The 14,128-nt window shown below is 43.9% G+C and carries 13 protein-coding genes and 1 rRNA gene; 13 read left to right on the top strand and 1 reads right to left on the bottom strand.

Annotation, left to right across the window (positions count from 1 at the left end):
- The first annotated feature begins 29 nt into the window (after positions 1-29).
- The 11 genes from V6C11_RS14305 (at position 30) to V6C11_RS14255 (ending at position 10,645) form a co-directional block, all read left to right on the top strand.
- Positions 30-1,136, top strand: coding sequence for a murein hydrolase activator EnvC family protein (locus V6C11_RS14305; RefSeq protein WP_333531877.1), 1,107 nt, complete (start codon positions 30-32; stop codon positions 1,134-1,136).
- Positions 1,133-2,017 carry a M50 family metallopeptidase gene (locus tag V6C11_RS14300; RefSeq protein ID WP_333531876.1) on the top strand — a complete coding sequence of 295 codons (885 nt, stop codon included), beginning with the start codon at positions 1,133-1,135 and terminating at the stop codon, positions 2,015-2,017. The genes V6C11_RS14305 and V6C11_RS14300 overlap by 4 nt, the downstream gene beginning before the upstream one ends.
- 166 nt (positions 2,018-2,183) lie before the next feature.
- Positions 2,184-4,058 (top strand): TIGR03960 family B12-binding radical SAM protein, encoded by a 1,875-nt coding sequence (locus V6C11_RS14295; protein WP_333531875.1) that lies wholly within the window; start codon positions 2,184-2,186, stop codon positions 4,056-4,058.
- Entirely contained in the window at positions 4,033-4,725 is a 693-nt protein-coding gene (locus tag V6C11_RS14290) for a TIGR03936 family radical SAM-associated protein (protein ID WP_442886077.1), read from the top strand. The genes V6C11_RS14295 and V6C11_RS14290 overlap by 26 nt, the downstream gene beginning before the upstream one ends.
- Before the next feature lie 28 nt (positions 4,726-4,753).
- Positions 4,754-6,433 carry an Rne/Rng family ribonuclease gene (locus V6C11_RS14285; protein WP_333531873.1) on the top strand — a complete coding sequence of 560 codons (1,680 nt, stop codon included), beginning with the start codon at positions 4,754-4,756 and terminating at the stop codon, positions 6,431-6,433.
- Between the two features lie 181 nt (positions 6,434-6,614).
- A complete protein-coding gene (rplU, locus tag V6C11_RS14280) occupies positions 6,615-6,926 on the top strand; it encodes a 50S ribosomal protein L21 (RefSeq protein ID WP_333531872.1) in 312 nt (103 codons plus the stop codon).
- Between the two features lie 38 nt (positions 6,927-6,964).
- Positions 6,965-7,234, top strand: coding sequence for a 50S ribosomal protein L27 (gene rpmA / locus V6C11_RS14275; RefSeq protein WP_333531871.1), 270 nt, complete (start codon positions 6,965-6,967; stop codon positions 7,232-7,234).
- Positions 7,235-7,529: 295 nt separating this feature from the next.
- A complete protein-coding gene (locus tag V6C11_RS14270; protein WP_333531870.1) occupies positions 7,530-8,093 on the top strand; it encodes a Spo0B domain-containing protein in 564 nt (187 codons plus the stop codon).
- Between the two features lie 43 nt (positions 8,094-8,136).
- The gene (gene obgE, locus V6C11_RS14265; RefSeq protein WP_333531869.1) at positions 8,137-9,408 is read left to right on the top strand and encodes a GTPase ObgE; all 1,272 of its coding nucleotides are present in this window, start codon (positions 8,137-8,139) and stop codon (positions 9,406-9,408) included.
- The gene (sfsA, locus tag V6C11_RS14260) at positions 9,392-10,111 is read left to right on the top strand and encodes a DNA/RNA nuclease SfsA (RefSeq protein WP_333531868.1); all 720 of its coding nucleotides are present in this window, start codon (positions 9,392-9,394) and stop codon (positions 10,109-10,111) included. The genes obgE and sfsA overlap by 17 nt, the downstream gene beginning before the upstream one ends.
- A 24-nt stretch (positions 10,112-10,135) precedes the next feature.
- A complete protein-coding gene (locus V6C11_RS14255) occupies positions 10,136-10,645 on the top strand; it encodes a flavin reductase family protein (protein ID WP_333531867.1) in 510 nt (169 codons plus the stop codon).
- 49 nt (positions 10,646-10,694) lie between these two features.
- Here V6C11_RS14255 and V6C11_RS14250 read toward each other — a convergent pair whose 3' ends face one another.
- Positions 10,695-11,585 carry a radical SAM protein gene (locus tag V6C11_RS14250; protein ID WP_333531866.1) on the bottom strand — a complete coding sequence of 297 codons (891 nt, stop codon included), beginning with the start codon at positions 11,583-11,585 and terminating at the stop codon, positions 10,695-10,697.
- A gap of 117 nt (positions 11,586-11,702) precedes the next feature.
- Between V6C11_RS14250 and V6C11_RS14245 the strand changes: the two genes are divergently transcribed.
- Positions 11,703-13,526: a methyl-accepting chemotaxis protein gene (locus V6C11_RS14245; protein WP_333531865.1), complete on the top strand. Its 1,824-nt coding sequence runs from the start codon at positions 11,703-11,705 to the stop codon at positions 13,524-13,526.
- 479 nt (positions 13,527-14,005) lie between these two features.
- Positions 14,006-14,128, top strand: a 16S ribosomal RNA gene (locus V6C11_RS14240); the annotation flags it as partial.

The raw sequence follows: 14,128 nt of genomic DNA, 5'->3' as shown, positions 1-14,128 counted from the left end.
GTTCCGCCGTGAGTCATGGGTTAAAGAATATGAATAAAAGTCCGGCTAAACATGGCCGGGCTTTTTTGAGCCATTCGCCATGGGCCACTCCCCCTGTCACGACCGAGACATCCTTCTCAACCCAACAGTTAAAAGCCCAAGGCCCACCGCTGATGGCTGACCCCAAAGAAATACCTGTAAGTCTAAAAACAGCTTGTCATATTTGTCCCCCTAAGGAATATATTGTACTAGTTAATAAGAGCAATCGATTCCTGGGAGGGATTAAGGTGAAGATTGGTAGATTTAGTTTTGATCGGTATAAAAAGAAAAGTAAGGACCCATTAAACAATTACAACACGCATTATAACAACAGTCATAATGACGATTGGATGAGTATGTATTACTCAGGAAGTAAGTGGCGGCGTAAGAAAAAAGGTAGCCGGAGTTTTAAAACCTTTTATCGGATTGTTGTAGCCTTGGGTATTTTTGCGGTGTTACTGGTACTTAAGGAATCAAACCACCCTTGGAGTCAACAGGCCCGGGAAGGGTTAAAGGTAGCCTTAACCACCGAATGGGATGTAACACCTGCACTGGATAAAGCCGTCGCCTTTGGGTTGCAAACCGTGAATATGGACTGGCCCTTTGTACATGAATTAGCCCATCCTGTTTTGCCTGCTATGACTGATCCTGAACCAAGTATAAACTGGGCCATCCCAGTATCCGGTCAGGTGGTACAGGAATTTGGTTGGGTTAAAAGCCCCGAAGATAATTTAGAGCGTTTTAACCCAGGCATTGATATCAGTGCCAGCGTAGGTTCCCCGGTGCAGGCTGTACAACCTGGCAAGGTCAGTCGCATTGGTCACGATCGAACCTATGGCGAGTTTGTCTTAATTGAACATCGTAAGGGGGAGTATACCCTTTATGCCGGCTTAAGTGATATTGCTGTTTTAGAAGGTCACCAGGTGCAGGCCGGTCAGGAATTGGGTAAGGTAGCTGAACAGAACCAAGGGGACCCGGTACTCCACTTTGAAGTAAGGGAAAATGACAAACTAGTTGACCCTTTAAAGAAGATTAATATGAATAAGCAAGAAAGCAGTCGTTCGGTTGAATCCATCGAAAGCAGCAGTAAGACTAGCCAGGAGAGTAGCAAACAATGAGAGTAGGATGCCTCCAGGGTATTGAGATTCGGCTAAACCCGTTATTCCTTGTCCTACTTAGTCTATATTTTGTGGCCGGGGTTTTAGAAAAGGGACTGATTATTTTTGGTTTAGTCTTATTTCACGAGCTAGCTCATACTCTGGTAGCCAGAATGCTGGGTGTGCCGGTCATTAATATTGAGATCCTGCCCTTTGGTGGTGTGGCCAGGATGGGCGGAGAAATGAGTGTGCAGCCGAGCAAAGAAATTGCCGTGGCCCTAACAGGACCAGCTTCCAATATCTTATTAATCGGCTTAGCTCTGGGATTGAAAAATTATGGTATCTGGTCGGAGGAGCTTAGTCCATACTTTATTCAGGTAAATATGATGCTAGCCCTTTTTAATCTTCTCCCAGCATTACCATTAGACGGCGGCAGAGTATTACGTTCCTTGCTGGCTACCCACATCGGTATTTCCCAGGCCACTCTTACTGCTGCCAGAATCGGTCAAATAACAGCAGTGGCTGTTATTAGCCTGGGGGTTATTGGTTTTTTCCAGCGTATAGTCGGTCTGGATGTGATCATCATTGCTTTATTCGTTCTTTATGCTGCCAGCAAAGAAAAGAACCTGGCACCCTACCTCTTTGTCCGTCATTTGGCACATAAAAAGGAAGAACTAATCCAGACAGGGATTTTACCAGTGGAGAAGTTGGTTGCTCTGGAGGATGTTCCCCTAAAGGAAATCGTTAAGTTGTTTGTACCTCAAAAATTTCATCTTATTCTTTTATTAAATAGACAAATGGAGCTACAAGGTCAAGTTAGCGAAGCCCAGGTGGTGGATGCTCTGTTTCAGCAGGGTATGGATGTTCCGGTTGGTTCGCTGATTAAGCCGAAAAACCAATAGCCGTCAGCCCATATGCTGATGGCTATTTTTTATTGGATGCACAAGGAATTAGAAAGCAAGATGTAGAAAGATCAAAAAGGAATATTTTTCAAAGCCAAATTGGGCAATATATAGATAAGAGTATTTCTACTGCAACTGTACGTGCTATTAATGGAGGCAATCAATAATGAGTAGATTAGATAAGATACTTGCTCGGGTCCAAAAACCTTCCCGCTATGTTGGCGGCGAATGGAATGCAGTAAAAAAAGACTGGGACCAGGCGGATGTAAAAATGGCCTTTGCCTTTCCCGATGTCTATGAAGTAGGTATGTCCCACCTGGGTTTACAAATTCTTTACCATGTGGTGAATAAGCGAGAGGATGCTCTCATGGAAAGGGTTTTTGCTCCTTGGACCGATATGGAGGAGCAGCTGCGCCAAGAAAAGGTACTGTTGTTTAGTTTGGAATCCCAACGGCCACTGGCAGATTTTGACCTGCTGGGATTTACTTTACAGTATGAAATGAGCTTTAGCAACATCTTAAATATGCTGGATTTGGCCGGCCTACCAGTACGATCGGCTCATCGGGATGCCAGTATGCCGCTGGTAATTGCCGGTGGCCCCTGCGCGTTTAACCCGGAACCAATCGCAGATTTTATTGACCTATTCGTCATTGGTGAAGGTGAAGAGGTCATGCATGAGCTGATTGATACCTATAAGGAACTTAAAGAAAAAGGGGTAAACCGTCAGGAAATGCTGCTGCACTTTGCCAAACACATTTCCGGTGTCTATGTACCATCTTTCTATGAAGTTAGCTACAACGATGACCAAACCGTTAAGAGTGTTCTTCCCACCAAGGAGGGAATCCCCAGTAAGATTGGCAAGAGAATTGTGCGGGATTTTGACAATGTAGATTTCCCTAGCAACCCCATTGTGCCGTCAATGAGTGTTGTTCATGATCGGGTGATGGTGGAAGTACTGAGGGGTTGCACCAGGGGGTGCCGCTTTTGTCAGGCAGGGGTGCTGTATCGGCCCGTGCGAGAGAAGAAGCCAGAAACCTTGATTCGTCAAGTGGAAGAAATGATAGACAATACGGGTCATGATGAAATTTCTCTTACTTCATTAAGTACAGCAGATTACACAGGGGTGGCACCTCTGGTAAAAAATCTGTTGGATATTTTTGGGGAGAGGGGCGTCAACGTATCACTGCCTTCTTTACGGTTGGATGCCTTTTCCATTGACTTGGCCAAAGAAGTTCAAAAGGTCCGCAAGAGTGGCTTAACCTTTGCTCCAGAAGCTGGTACCCAGCGTCTGCGTGATGTAATAAACAAAAACGTCACAGAGCAGAACTTGGTGGACGCAGTAACATCCGCTTTTAAAAATGGCTGGTCTTCGGTTAAACTCTATTTTATGATCGGTTTACCCACCGAAACCTATGAAGACCTTGATGGCATTGCGCAAATGGCTAAAAAAGTAGTGCAAATTGGTTATGCGTGTGGCGTACCGAGAGGTCGTTTAAAGGTAACGGTTAGTACTTCATCCTTTGTACCCAAGTCACACACAGCCTTTCAGTGGGAGCCCCAGAATACCTTACAGGAATTGCGCGACAAACAAAAATACCTCAAAGAAAAACTGAGGGATAAGCGAATCACCTATAATTGGCACGATCCAGAGACCAGTTTTCTGGAAGCTGTCTTTGCCAAAGGGGATCGCCGGTTAGCTGCTGTGCTGGAGACGGCCTGGTCCAAAGGGGCTCGCTTTGATGGCTGGTCAGAACATTTTAATTATAATCTTTGGCTTGAGGCCTTTGAATATGAAAATATTGTCCCGAAATGGTATGCCTATAGGGAAATTGCCAAGGAAGAGGTATTACCCTGGGATCATATAGAAGCTGGTGTAAGTAAGCGTTTTTTATTGCGTGAACATAAAAAGGCACTGGGTAGTGAACCTACCGTGGATTGCCGTGCTGGTATGTGTACCGGCTGTGGCCTCTGTCCAACCCTTGAAATTACGCCAACAATTCTGGGAGGTGTGGATATTGCCCCGATTCAGGGTGAAATATAGTAAAGAAGGCCCAGCTCGTTATAGCTCCCACCTGGATATGGTAAGGTTTTTTGACCGTTCGACTCGAAGGGCCAAACTTCCTGTGGCCTTTTCGGAGGGTTTCAACCCCCATCCTAAATTTAGTTTTGCTTCGCCGCTGCCAGTGGGGGTTGCCGGTTTGGAAGAATATCTGGATATGGATCTAAAAGAATACATGGAGCCTGGTGAAATTGCCCTAAAATTGGCACCTAACCTGCCGGAAGGGTATAGAATACTTGATATAAAACAAATTGAAGATCGAGCACAATCCCTGATGTCACGGGTATCCCGGGCCGACTACCGGGCCACAACACATCTTCCTGCTGGTTATTCCATCGTGGAATTAGGAACTGCTATGAATGAATTACTTAAACAGCAGGAAATATTCGTAACCCGTACCGCTAAGGGGAAAGTAAAAGAAGTGGATATAAGGCCTGGAATATACAGGTTGTCCGGCGATGTAAAGGGGCAAACCTTAGAAATAAATATGGAACTGCTGATTGGCAGTACGGGAAATGTTCGCCCCGAAGAAATATTGCAAAAGTTGCATCAATACGGGGTTCCAGTAGACCCGGAAGATTTCCAGGTTCGTCGCACGGCCCTGTACGCCGAAGGCGTCACTGGCCCGATTTCTCTCTGGGAGGTCTAATGGCCAGCAGTAGGAGAGGAAGTTCAATATGTTAAAAGAAATTATCATTAATGTTCAGGAAGAAGAGACGAGGGTTGCGGTGTTGGAAGACCGAGTCCTCATGGAAGTATACATCGAGCGTTCCCATAACCAACGCCTGGTTGGTAATATATTCAAGGGTAAGGTAGAAAACGTATTGCCTGGTATGCAGGCGGCCTTTGTAGATATAGGCTTAGAGAAAAATGCCTTTCTTTATGTGGAGGATGCTCAGCCGACCAGAAATCCGGAAGTCAACCATCAGACTGGCTATCACGTAAATATAGGTGACGTTTTAAAGCAGGGACAAGAAATTATTGTGCAAATTGTTAAAGAGCCAATTGGCACCAAGGGACCGAGAGTAACGACCCATATCACATTACCGGGTCGCTATTTGGTTCTTATGCCTACCGTTGACTATGTCGGTATATCTCGACGTATTGAATCGGAAAAGGAGCGGGAGCGTTTAAAGGAGTTGGCCAGTCGGGTAAAACCCGATGGAATGGGAGTTATTGTGCGTACTGTGGCCGAAGGAGTGGAAGAGGAGGAATTCCGGCAGGATATTGTTCTTCTGTCAAAACTTTGGCGAAAAATTCAGAGTCGGGCAACAAATTGTGCTGCTCCTAATTCACTGCATCGTGATGTGGAACTGGTCCAACGGATGCTGCGGGATATCTTTAGTGAGGATGTAGATCGGCTAACGGTGGATTCCCGCAGTGAATATGAAAAGACCTTAGAAATTTTAGATATGATTGATCCTAAATTAAAATTAAAGGTATGTTTGGACGAACGTGAAAATATATTCGAGGATTATGGCATTACGGTTGAACTGGAAAAAGCCCTAAAAAAGAAAGTTTGGTTGAAATGTGGTGCCTATTTGGTTATCGATCAGGCCGAAGCCCTAACAGCAATTGATGTTAACACAGGGAAATTTGTGGGCAGTACAACCCTTGAGGATACCGTATTAAAAACAAATTTAGATGCTGCGGTGGAAATTGCCCGTCAACTTCGGTTAAGAAATATTGGCGGTATAATAATCGTTGATTTTATTGACATGATCGCAGAGGATCATCGTAATCAAGTGCTAGCCGTACTGGAAGAGCAAATCAAAAAGGACAAAACCAAGACCAATATCTTAGGGATTACCCAACTGGGGTTGGTGGAAATGACCCGAAAAAAGGTACGTCCATCCCTGGCAGAGGTAGTTCAAAAACTTTGTCCCTACTGTGAAGGTCGGGGGAAGGTGCTTTCTGAAGAGACCGTTAGCATTAAACTAAAAGCTCAAATTTATCAATTGGCAAGGCAAACAATAGCAGATACCATCTTGGTTGAAGCAAATCCTGTGGTGGCTGCTCGACTCATTGGGGCAGGTGGAGCAACTCTCCGGGAACTGGAACAGAAAATCGGTAAAAATCTTTATATTAGAGGCTCTGCAACTCACCACCTGGAACAGGTTACGGTTAAGGCAATTTCCGATCAAGATGAAATTTTCTCCCGAACAGTTCCCGTGAAGAATGGTGAAATTATTGAGGTCAAGGTGGAAGAACTCCACATTTCCAACCCCGCTGATGGGATCGCACGTTTAGATGGCTTTATCATTGATGTAGAAGGTGGCGGGGCGATGGTAGGGGAGCTAGTATCGGTGGAAGTAGTAAAAGTCTATCGAACCTATGCTAAGGCGATATTGGTGTAAAGACATGGCCCAAGGCCATTAAGCTGACGGCTGAAGGCTAATTCGCATTGACATTTTCCACGAATCTGATAAAATAACTAAATGTAGGCTAGATTGCCTGCACAATACCGCACAGCAGAGGTTTTCAAACCAGAGCATCTGGTACCTTCATGGCGAGTCCTAAGGATGGGGAGGTGTAGGTATGTACGCAGTAGTGGTTACTGGCGGCAAGCAGTACAAGGTTCAGGAAGGTGACACCCTGTACATTGAGAAACTAAATGCTGAGGCTGGCGAAAAGGTTGAATTAACCGATGTTCTGCTGGTGGAGAAAGATGGTCAATTGACTGTTGGTGCTCCCAAGGTGGAAGGTGCAAAGGTAGTTCTTAACGTTGTTCGTCATGGCAAAGGCCAAAAGATTATTATCTTTAAGTATAAGCCCAAGAAAAATTACCGCCGTAAGAAAGGTCATCGTCAACCTTTCACTCAGGTGGTTGTTGAAAAAATTGAAGCTTAATTATTTTTTATTTGAACCCCGATAGGAGGTGGGACTGCATGGCTCATAAGAAAGGTGTGGGTAGTTCACGGAACGGTCGTGACTCCGAATCTAAACGGCTTGGGGTAAAGGAAGGCGACGGTAAGTTTGTCCCTGCTGGTAGCATTCTGGTAAGACAGCGTGGTACCAAGATTTATCCCGGTGATAACGTAGGACGTGGTGGCGACGATACCCTTTTCGCTAAAGTTGATGGTATTGTTAGATTTGAGCGTAAAGGTCGGGACAAGAAACAAGTAAGCATTGTTGTTCCAGAAGAAGTAGCTCAATAGGTTTAACTGCGCTAAAACCAGCCTGATCAGCAGGCTGGTTTTTTTCACTATCATAAAGTATAAAATTTATTAAAATTTATAATGATGATCGTACAAGAAAAACGAAGGTTTTCGCCGCGTCTAAAGACTCTCGTGCCCTTTAGGTTATGTCCTTTAGGGTTATGGCGCACCCTTAAGGGCATAACCTAAAGGGCACAGGCAAGCAAGCCAAGTTTTTTAATATAATGTTTGGCAGGAAAATAAATCCATTTTGTCGAAGTGCTTCTCGGATATAAGTCCGAAAGGAAGTATGAGAGTGGAAATAAAAAACCTGTTGGAAATTATTCAAGTACAAAGGCATGATTTTTTAAATCATTTACAGGTTATATCAGGCCTGCTTCAATTAAATAAGGGGGACAGGGTCCGGGATTATATCAACCAGGTTTGCCAACAGTATGAAAACTATAGCAAAATTACCCGAATTAAATCCCCTGAAATACTAGCGGTTTTATTGGTCGGCAGCAATGAAGCCAACAAAAGCCAAATCGATATTCAGTATGATATACAAACAAATCTTGCAACTCTAAATGTTCCAGGAGAAGTGGTAGCATCTGCCCTGAATCGTTGTATAAAGCAGGCTTTAAAGTTTCTGGCACCACCAGAAGTTAATGATCGAAAAATGAAGCTAACCATCAGTGAGGGAGAAAAAAAGATTACCATAAAACTTGGTTTTTCAGGTGTTCCCGCTGAGGTTGTGAAGGATGCCCAGGAACAAATGGCTCTTGCTGAAGCCTTAGCGGCTTACAAAAGCAGTTCCAAATTGGCTGTAACAGAGAAAGAAGTAGAAATATATATGATATTTCCCAAAAAATTGGCTTAGGAAGGCCACAGCGGTAAATAATAGTATTGGGTGATGAACAATAATGTTTTTTGACAGAGCGAAAATTTATGTCAAAGGTGGGGACGGCGGTAATGGCTGTATAGCCATGCGTCGTGAAAAATATGTGCCCTTTGGCGGTCCCTGGGGCGGCGATGGCGGCCGTGGTGGAGATATAATTTTTATAGCCGATGAGGGGCTTAATACATTACAGGATTTCCGCTACAAGAGGCACTTTAAGGCTGAACGTGGCAGCCATGGTATGGGGAAAAATATGAATGGCTCCAGTGGGGAGACTTTACTTGTTAGGGTACCTACTGGCACGGTGGTCCGTGATGCAGATACGGGCAGGTTACTGGCAGACCTGGTGGAAAACGGTGAGCAAGTTGTGATAGCCAAAGGTGGACGTGGAGGTCGCGGCAATGTTCATTTTTCCTCTGGCACCAACAAGGCACCACGTATTGCTGAAAAAGGTGAACCAGGAACAGAATTGTGGTTGGAACTCGAACTTAAATTAATTGCTGACGTTGGACTCATTGGTTTTCCCAATGCCGGCAAATCTACTTTTATTTCGATGGTATCAGCGGCTAAACCTAAAATTGCTGATTATCCCTTTACAACCCTGGTCCCTAACCTTGGTGTTGTTTCTGCTGGGGAAGCAGGAAGTTTTGTGGTGGCAGATATACCGGGTTTAATTGAGGGGGCTTCTCAGGGAGTCGGTTTAGGTCATGAATTTTTACGTCACACAGAGAGGACCCGCCTATTGATCCATGTGGTGGATACTGCCGGGACCGAAGGCAGGGACCCCGTTGAAGATATTCGGATAATTAACAGTGAATTAGAGCACTATGATTCTCGTTTAATTACTAGACCACAGATTATTGCAGCCAATAAAATGGATATAACTCCTGAGGCAGAGGAAAACCTCGTTCGTTTACAGGAAGCCTATGGCCAGCAATATGAAATTTACCCAATTTCTGCTGCCACCAATCAGGGTCTGGATAAAGTTGTCCAGCGAGTGGCCCAGCTATTAGCTGAACTACCCAAAATTGAGCCGGAGCAACCAGATGAAGACCCGGCCCTGTTTGAGCCGGAGGATCGCTTTCAGATCAAGCGGGACATGGATGGCAATTGGCGTGTTACCGGTAAAGAAATCGAACGCCACGTGTCGATGACCTATCTGGAAGAGGATCAGTCCTTAGAGCGCCTGCAAAGAATCATGAAAGTAATGGGTTTGGAGCAAGGACTTGTAGATGCCGGGGTCAAGGAAGGCGATATCGTTCGTATTGGGGATTGGGAATTTGAATGGTCTGAGTAACCATGCTGAGGCACCGTTTATTGACTTACCCGAGCTGGTAGAGTCAGTCTTCGTGGAGAGAAAGAATCGTTTCGTAGGGATGGTACAAGTGGCGGGGCAAATCAGCCCGGCCCATGTACCTAGTTCCGGCAGAATGAGGGAGCTTCTTTTTCCGGGCAATTCTGTTTATGTAGCCCCCATGCCGGCAGGCAGAAAAACACAATATAGGATTCACCTGGCAAGGTACAATAAGACATTGGTTTCGGTGGATTCTTTGCTGCCCAATAGACTCATGTACAAAGCACTGTCTGAAGGGGCGTTGCAAGAACTTTTTCAGTATGAGGAAATAAAAAAAGAAGTAGGCTACGGAGAAAGTCGCTTTGATCTTTATTTAAAAAGAGGAGTTAATCGTTGCTTTATCGAAATTAAATCAGTAACACTGGTGGATCATGGGGTGGCAAAATTCCCAGATGCTCCTTCAGAGAGAGGTTCAAAACACCTTCTTGAATTGATTAAAGCAGTGGCGGATGGATACAGAGCTGCTGTTATTTTTGTCATACAAAGAAATGATGCTACTATATTTAAACCGAATGAAGTCACAGACCCGGTTTTTAGCCAATCCCTTTGTCAAGCAGCGGCAAAAGGAGTTGAGGTGTACGCTTTAGACTGTGAGGCAACCCTAAACTCCGTTAGGTTAAAGGGGTACATACCCGTTCAGATTTAAGAAATGCAAAAGGGAGGTCTTTTAATGAAAGAGGATGTAAAGTATAACGACTATTTAAAAGAGCTGCTGGAGCAGCTGCCAAAGGGTGCTTTTTTGACGGTAAAAGACGACCAAGATAGGGTTAATACCATGACCATCGGTTGGGGTTCGATCGGATTTATGTGGCAGAAGCCGGTCTTTATTGTCATGGTTCGTCCCTCACGATATACCTATCAATTGATTGAACATGCCAAAGAGTTTACCGTAAGCATACCTATAAATAAAGACCTGAAAAAGGCTTTAGCCCTTTGCGGTACGAAATCTGGCCGGGATATGGATAAAATTAAAGAGAGCAACCTGACCCTGGAACCTGGAAAAATTGTGCGTACACCGATCATCGGGGACTGTGACCTGCATTATGAGTGCAAGCTTGTTTATCGCCAGGTAATGGAACCAGCCCTGGTGGACCCCGGCATAAAAAAACTAGCCTATCTTAAAAACGATTATCATGTTATGTATTATGGTGAAATTGTCGCTTGCTATGTAAAAGAATAAGCTAAAAACACCTGGCAACGCAAAGTGGTTGTCAGGTGTTTTTGTTTCTTTAAAAACTCTTGGGATTAAAGATTTGCTGATTATATCTTGAATCTTTGAGATATTCCAATACCTCCTGAACATCGGCTAAAAGCTGGGGCTTATCTCGATTTAGAATTCCCTTTAAGGGCAAGAAGTTTGAAACATGGTTGCAGCGAAAAATGCAAGGCTGTTGCACATCAATATGTTCCAGCATTTCCTTAAGTTCCAGCATGCCTTCCCTGGTGCTAAGGGGCACAAATTTTCCCTGATCCACTGCTTCTTTAAGAGGGGTTCCATCAAAAATGGCTAATGACAGTACTCCCAGCATGGTCGGGCTGATGGCATTAATCACCCGGGCCGTATTTACCGCATGGCTATGGGTATACTGCATCCCGCCTAATCCCAGGATTACCATGGCGGAGAGCTTGATGCCAGCAGCCAGCACCTTTTGCCCCGCTGTAATCATCTCATTGGCAGTAACACCCTTGTTAATTTCAGTCAGTACCCCGTCATCACCGCTTTCTATACCAAGGTAGACTATTTTTAAGCCAGCACTTTGAAGTGCTGCCAATTCAGCCGGGGTTTTACGTAATATATCCTTTGGTGCACCATAACAGGTAATGCGTGTGAGCATTGGAAATGCAGCATGCAGCCTTTCCATAATCGCAAGTAACTTATCTGTGCCTAAAACCAGGGCATTACCATCTGCTAAAAAAACTCGCCGTAACTCGGGGTAGAATTTAGCCATTTGTGTAATTTCCCTTTCAATCTTCTCCATTGACCGGATTTGAAAAGGAACATTGCGGTACATGGCACAAAAGGTACATTTATTATGGGAACAACCCCTTGTAATACGGAGTATAAAACTCTTTGCCTCACTGGGAGGGCGGTAGATTACATCTCGATCTTCCGAAGACATGGATAGCACCTCCAAAAAACGAAATTAAAATTTAATACTATTTTAATAGTACCATAGTTTTACTTTTTATAGGACTATTGTATACTTGTTATGTAAAATGTTTCATATAAGAAGGGTGTGGTTACCATAAAAATAGGCCAAAAGATTTTAGCAGCAGTTTTGGCGGTGGTCTTTTTAGGTTTTGTTTCACAGGTCTTGGTATATCAAAAATTGGCGGAGTTAAATAAAAGTGTGGAACAAGAGCAGTGGTGGACAACTCGGGCCATTCAAGGATTGCAGCTTAAGGAATCGGCTGAACGTCAGAATTCAGCATTGAAAGAGTACCTATTGTTCGGTCAACCAGAGCAGGCTAATCATTTTAATGAGATGAATAGTGAGACCACGGCAAGATTAGAGGCATTTATTGAAAATACAAAGAGGCAAGAGATCAAAGATTTTTTATTAACCGTACAAAATAACCAAATAGCCTTGACAGACACTGTCAAAAAGGAGATATTTTCTTCTGTTGAAGAAGGAAATAGCGAGTTAGCAAAACAGATTTTTCTTGAAAAAATAGTCCCCCTAAGTGAAAAAATTGAAGCAGACATAAGTAAATTTGTAGAGGATAGACAGAGGGAAGTCAGCGAACAACAAGCAGTGGTACTTTTGGCTGGAAAAAAAGCCACCCAATATGGGATCATTTTTACCATTCTAGCCGTTGTTTTAGGACTCTTAATCAGTTGGTTGGTTAGTCGTAATATTACGATAACCTTGCAAAAATTGATAACAAGTGCTAATGGATTGGCTGATGGGGATTTAACCCAAGAGATAGACAACCTGAATCGTGCAGACGAAATAGGTAATTTAGCCAGGGCCTTTGCTAAAATGGAACAAAAACTGCAGCAAGTTCTTGGGCAAATTATCACTGACAGTATGACACTGGCGGCCCATAGTCAGGAAATGTCAGCAGCCAGCCAAGAGGTCAGTGCCAATGTTAATGGCATAGCTGGTCTTACCACAGAATTGGCGGCCACTGCCGAGAATCAAGCAGCCAATGCTACCGGAGCATCCGCTGTCTCTAAAGAAGCGGAACTGGTAGCTCGGGAGGGTGGACGCTCGGTACAAGAGGTTGTTCATAAGATGCAAAGCATCAGTTCTACTGTCAATGAAAGTACCCTTGTGATGAGTAAGCTTTCCGAACAATCGAAACGCATTGGGCAGATTATTGAGGCAATTACAGGAATAGCAGATCAAACCAATTTATTAGCCCTGAATGCAGCTATTGAAGCGGCCAGGGCAGGTGAACATGGCAGAGGTTTTGCTGTGGTGGCCGAAGAAGTACGCAAGCTGGCTGAAAAATCTGCCACAGCAGCCAAAGAGATTTCATATATTGTTGGAGAAATTCGTCGGGATATAGAACAGGCAGTGAGTTCCATGGGTATTGGAGCAAAGGAAGTGAATGAGGGTGTTATAGTGGTGGAAAAGGCCGGTCATTCCCTTCAAGAAATTGTAGAAAAGGTAGTTAACAGCAGTCAGTACATTTCAGAAATATCTGTGGCCACTGAACAAACCAGCGATGCCACCCAGGAATTGGCACAATCAACGGATCAAGTCAATTCTGCGGTGGAGCAAATTGCTCAATCTTCCATTAGCCTATCCAAAATGGCTCAAGAATTTAACGAACTTGTTTCACACTTTAAGATTAACAAGGAGAGACAGATTAATTACTGGGAAGAAAAAGACCACTGTTCCGATCTTATGCATTGCCGGGAGGAAGGAAGGGACCCAGATCAGTGTAATGTAAGCAAATACCCGAACTACCCCTGTTGGAATATTAAAGGAACCTATTGTAAGGGCGAAAAAGGTAACGATGTACGAAGATGCAAAGAATGTGAAGTATATCAACGATATGGCAACAACGAACCGATTGTTGTGTATAACGATAACATTTTGCGAAGATAATTGAGATTAGAAAAGTGTCGTATAGCAAGCGACACTTTCTTTTTTGGTTGCCCGAAGGGCTTAGCCCAACTTATTCAAGAATGTTGCCAGGAGTTGTTGTTGAATAAGTCATAAAAATTACTAATATTTCTTGTTTTATTTTATAAAAAAACAACAAAAGGTACTTGCATTCAGTATACACATATGATAACATAACAAATGTCGCCGCAAGGTGATTAAAAAAAATACCACTTGATAAAAGTAGACAAAAGTGGTAATATTAAAAACGTCGCAAGGGCGACAAACCGGTCTTTGAAAACTAAACAGCAGATGATGGATGAAAAACAGGTCAAGTCAAAAGTCATCGTTAAGATGAAACTAAGACGACCACAAAAAACATCCTCGTCAAGCGTTATAACCCCCTAAAGGGGGCAAGAAGACGCTAGCGAGTAAATCTAGGATAAAAAGAGCCAAAAACTCTTTAAGATATTGCAAGATATTTTACGGAGAGTTTGATCCTGGCTCAGGACGAACGCTGGCGGCGTGCCTAACACATGCAAGTCGAACGGAGTATAAAAGGAAGCTTGCGAATTTTATACTTAGTGGCGGACGGGTGAGTAACG

Source organism: Desulfotomaculum sp. 1211_IL3151 (assembly GCF_036763075.1).
Taxonomy (GTDB): domain Bacteria; phylum Bacillota; class Desulfotomaculia; order Desulfotomaculales; family Desulfotomaculaceae; genus Desulfotomaculum.
This window is presented reverse-complemented; position numbering and strand designations above follow the sequence as displayed.

What these genes read in the sequence shown, in the direction of transcription:
- rplU (WP_333531872.1), top strand. Translation starts at nt 6,615, where the DNA reads ATGTACGCAGTAGTGGTTACTGGCGGCAAGCAGTACAAGGTTCAGGAA.
- V6C11_RS14305 (WP_333531877.1), top strand. Translation starts at nt 30, where the DNA reads ATGAATAAAAGTCCGGCTAAACATGGCCGGGCTTTTTTGAGCCATTCG.
- V6C11_RS14255 (WP_333531867.1), top strand. Translation starts at nt 10,136, where the DNA reads ATGAAAGAGGATGTAAAGTATAACGACTATTTAAAAGAGCTGCTGGAG.
- rpmA (WP_333531871.1), top strand. Translation starts at nt 6,965, where the DNA reads ATGGCTCATAAGAAAGGTGTGGGTAGTTCACGGAACGGTCGTGACTCC.
- V6C11_RS14250 (WP_333531866.1), bottom strand. Translation starts at nt 11,585, where the DNA reads ATGTCTTCGGAAGATCGAGATGTAATCTACCGCCCTCCCAGTGAGGCA.
- obgE (WP_333531869.1), top strand. Translation starts at nt 8,137, where the DNA reads ATGTTTTTTGACAGAGCGAAAATTTATGTCAAAGGTGGGGACGGCGGT.
- V6C11_RS14300 (WP_333531876.1), top strand. Translation starts at nt 1,133, where the DNA reads ATGAGAGTAGGATGCCTCCAGGGTATTGAGATTCGGCTAAACCCGTTA.
- V6C11_RS14295 (WP_333531875.1), top strand. Translation starts at nt 2,184, where the DNA reads ATGAGTAGATTAGATAAGATACTTGCTCGGGTCCAAAAACCTTCCCGC.
- V6C11_RS14285 (WP_333531873.1), top strand. Translation starts at nt 4,754, where the DNA reads ATGTTAAAAGAAATTATCATTAATGTTCAGGAAGAAGAGACGAGGGTT.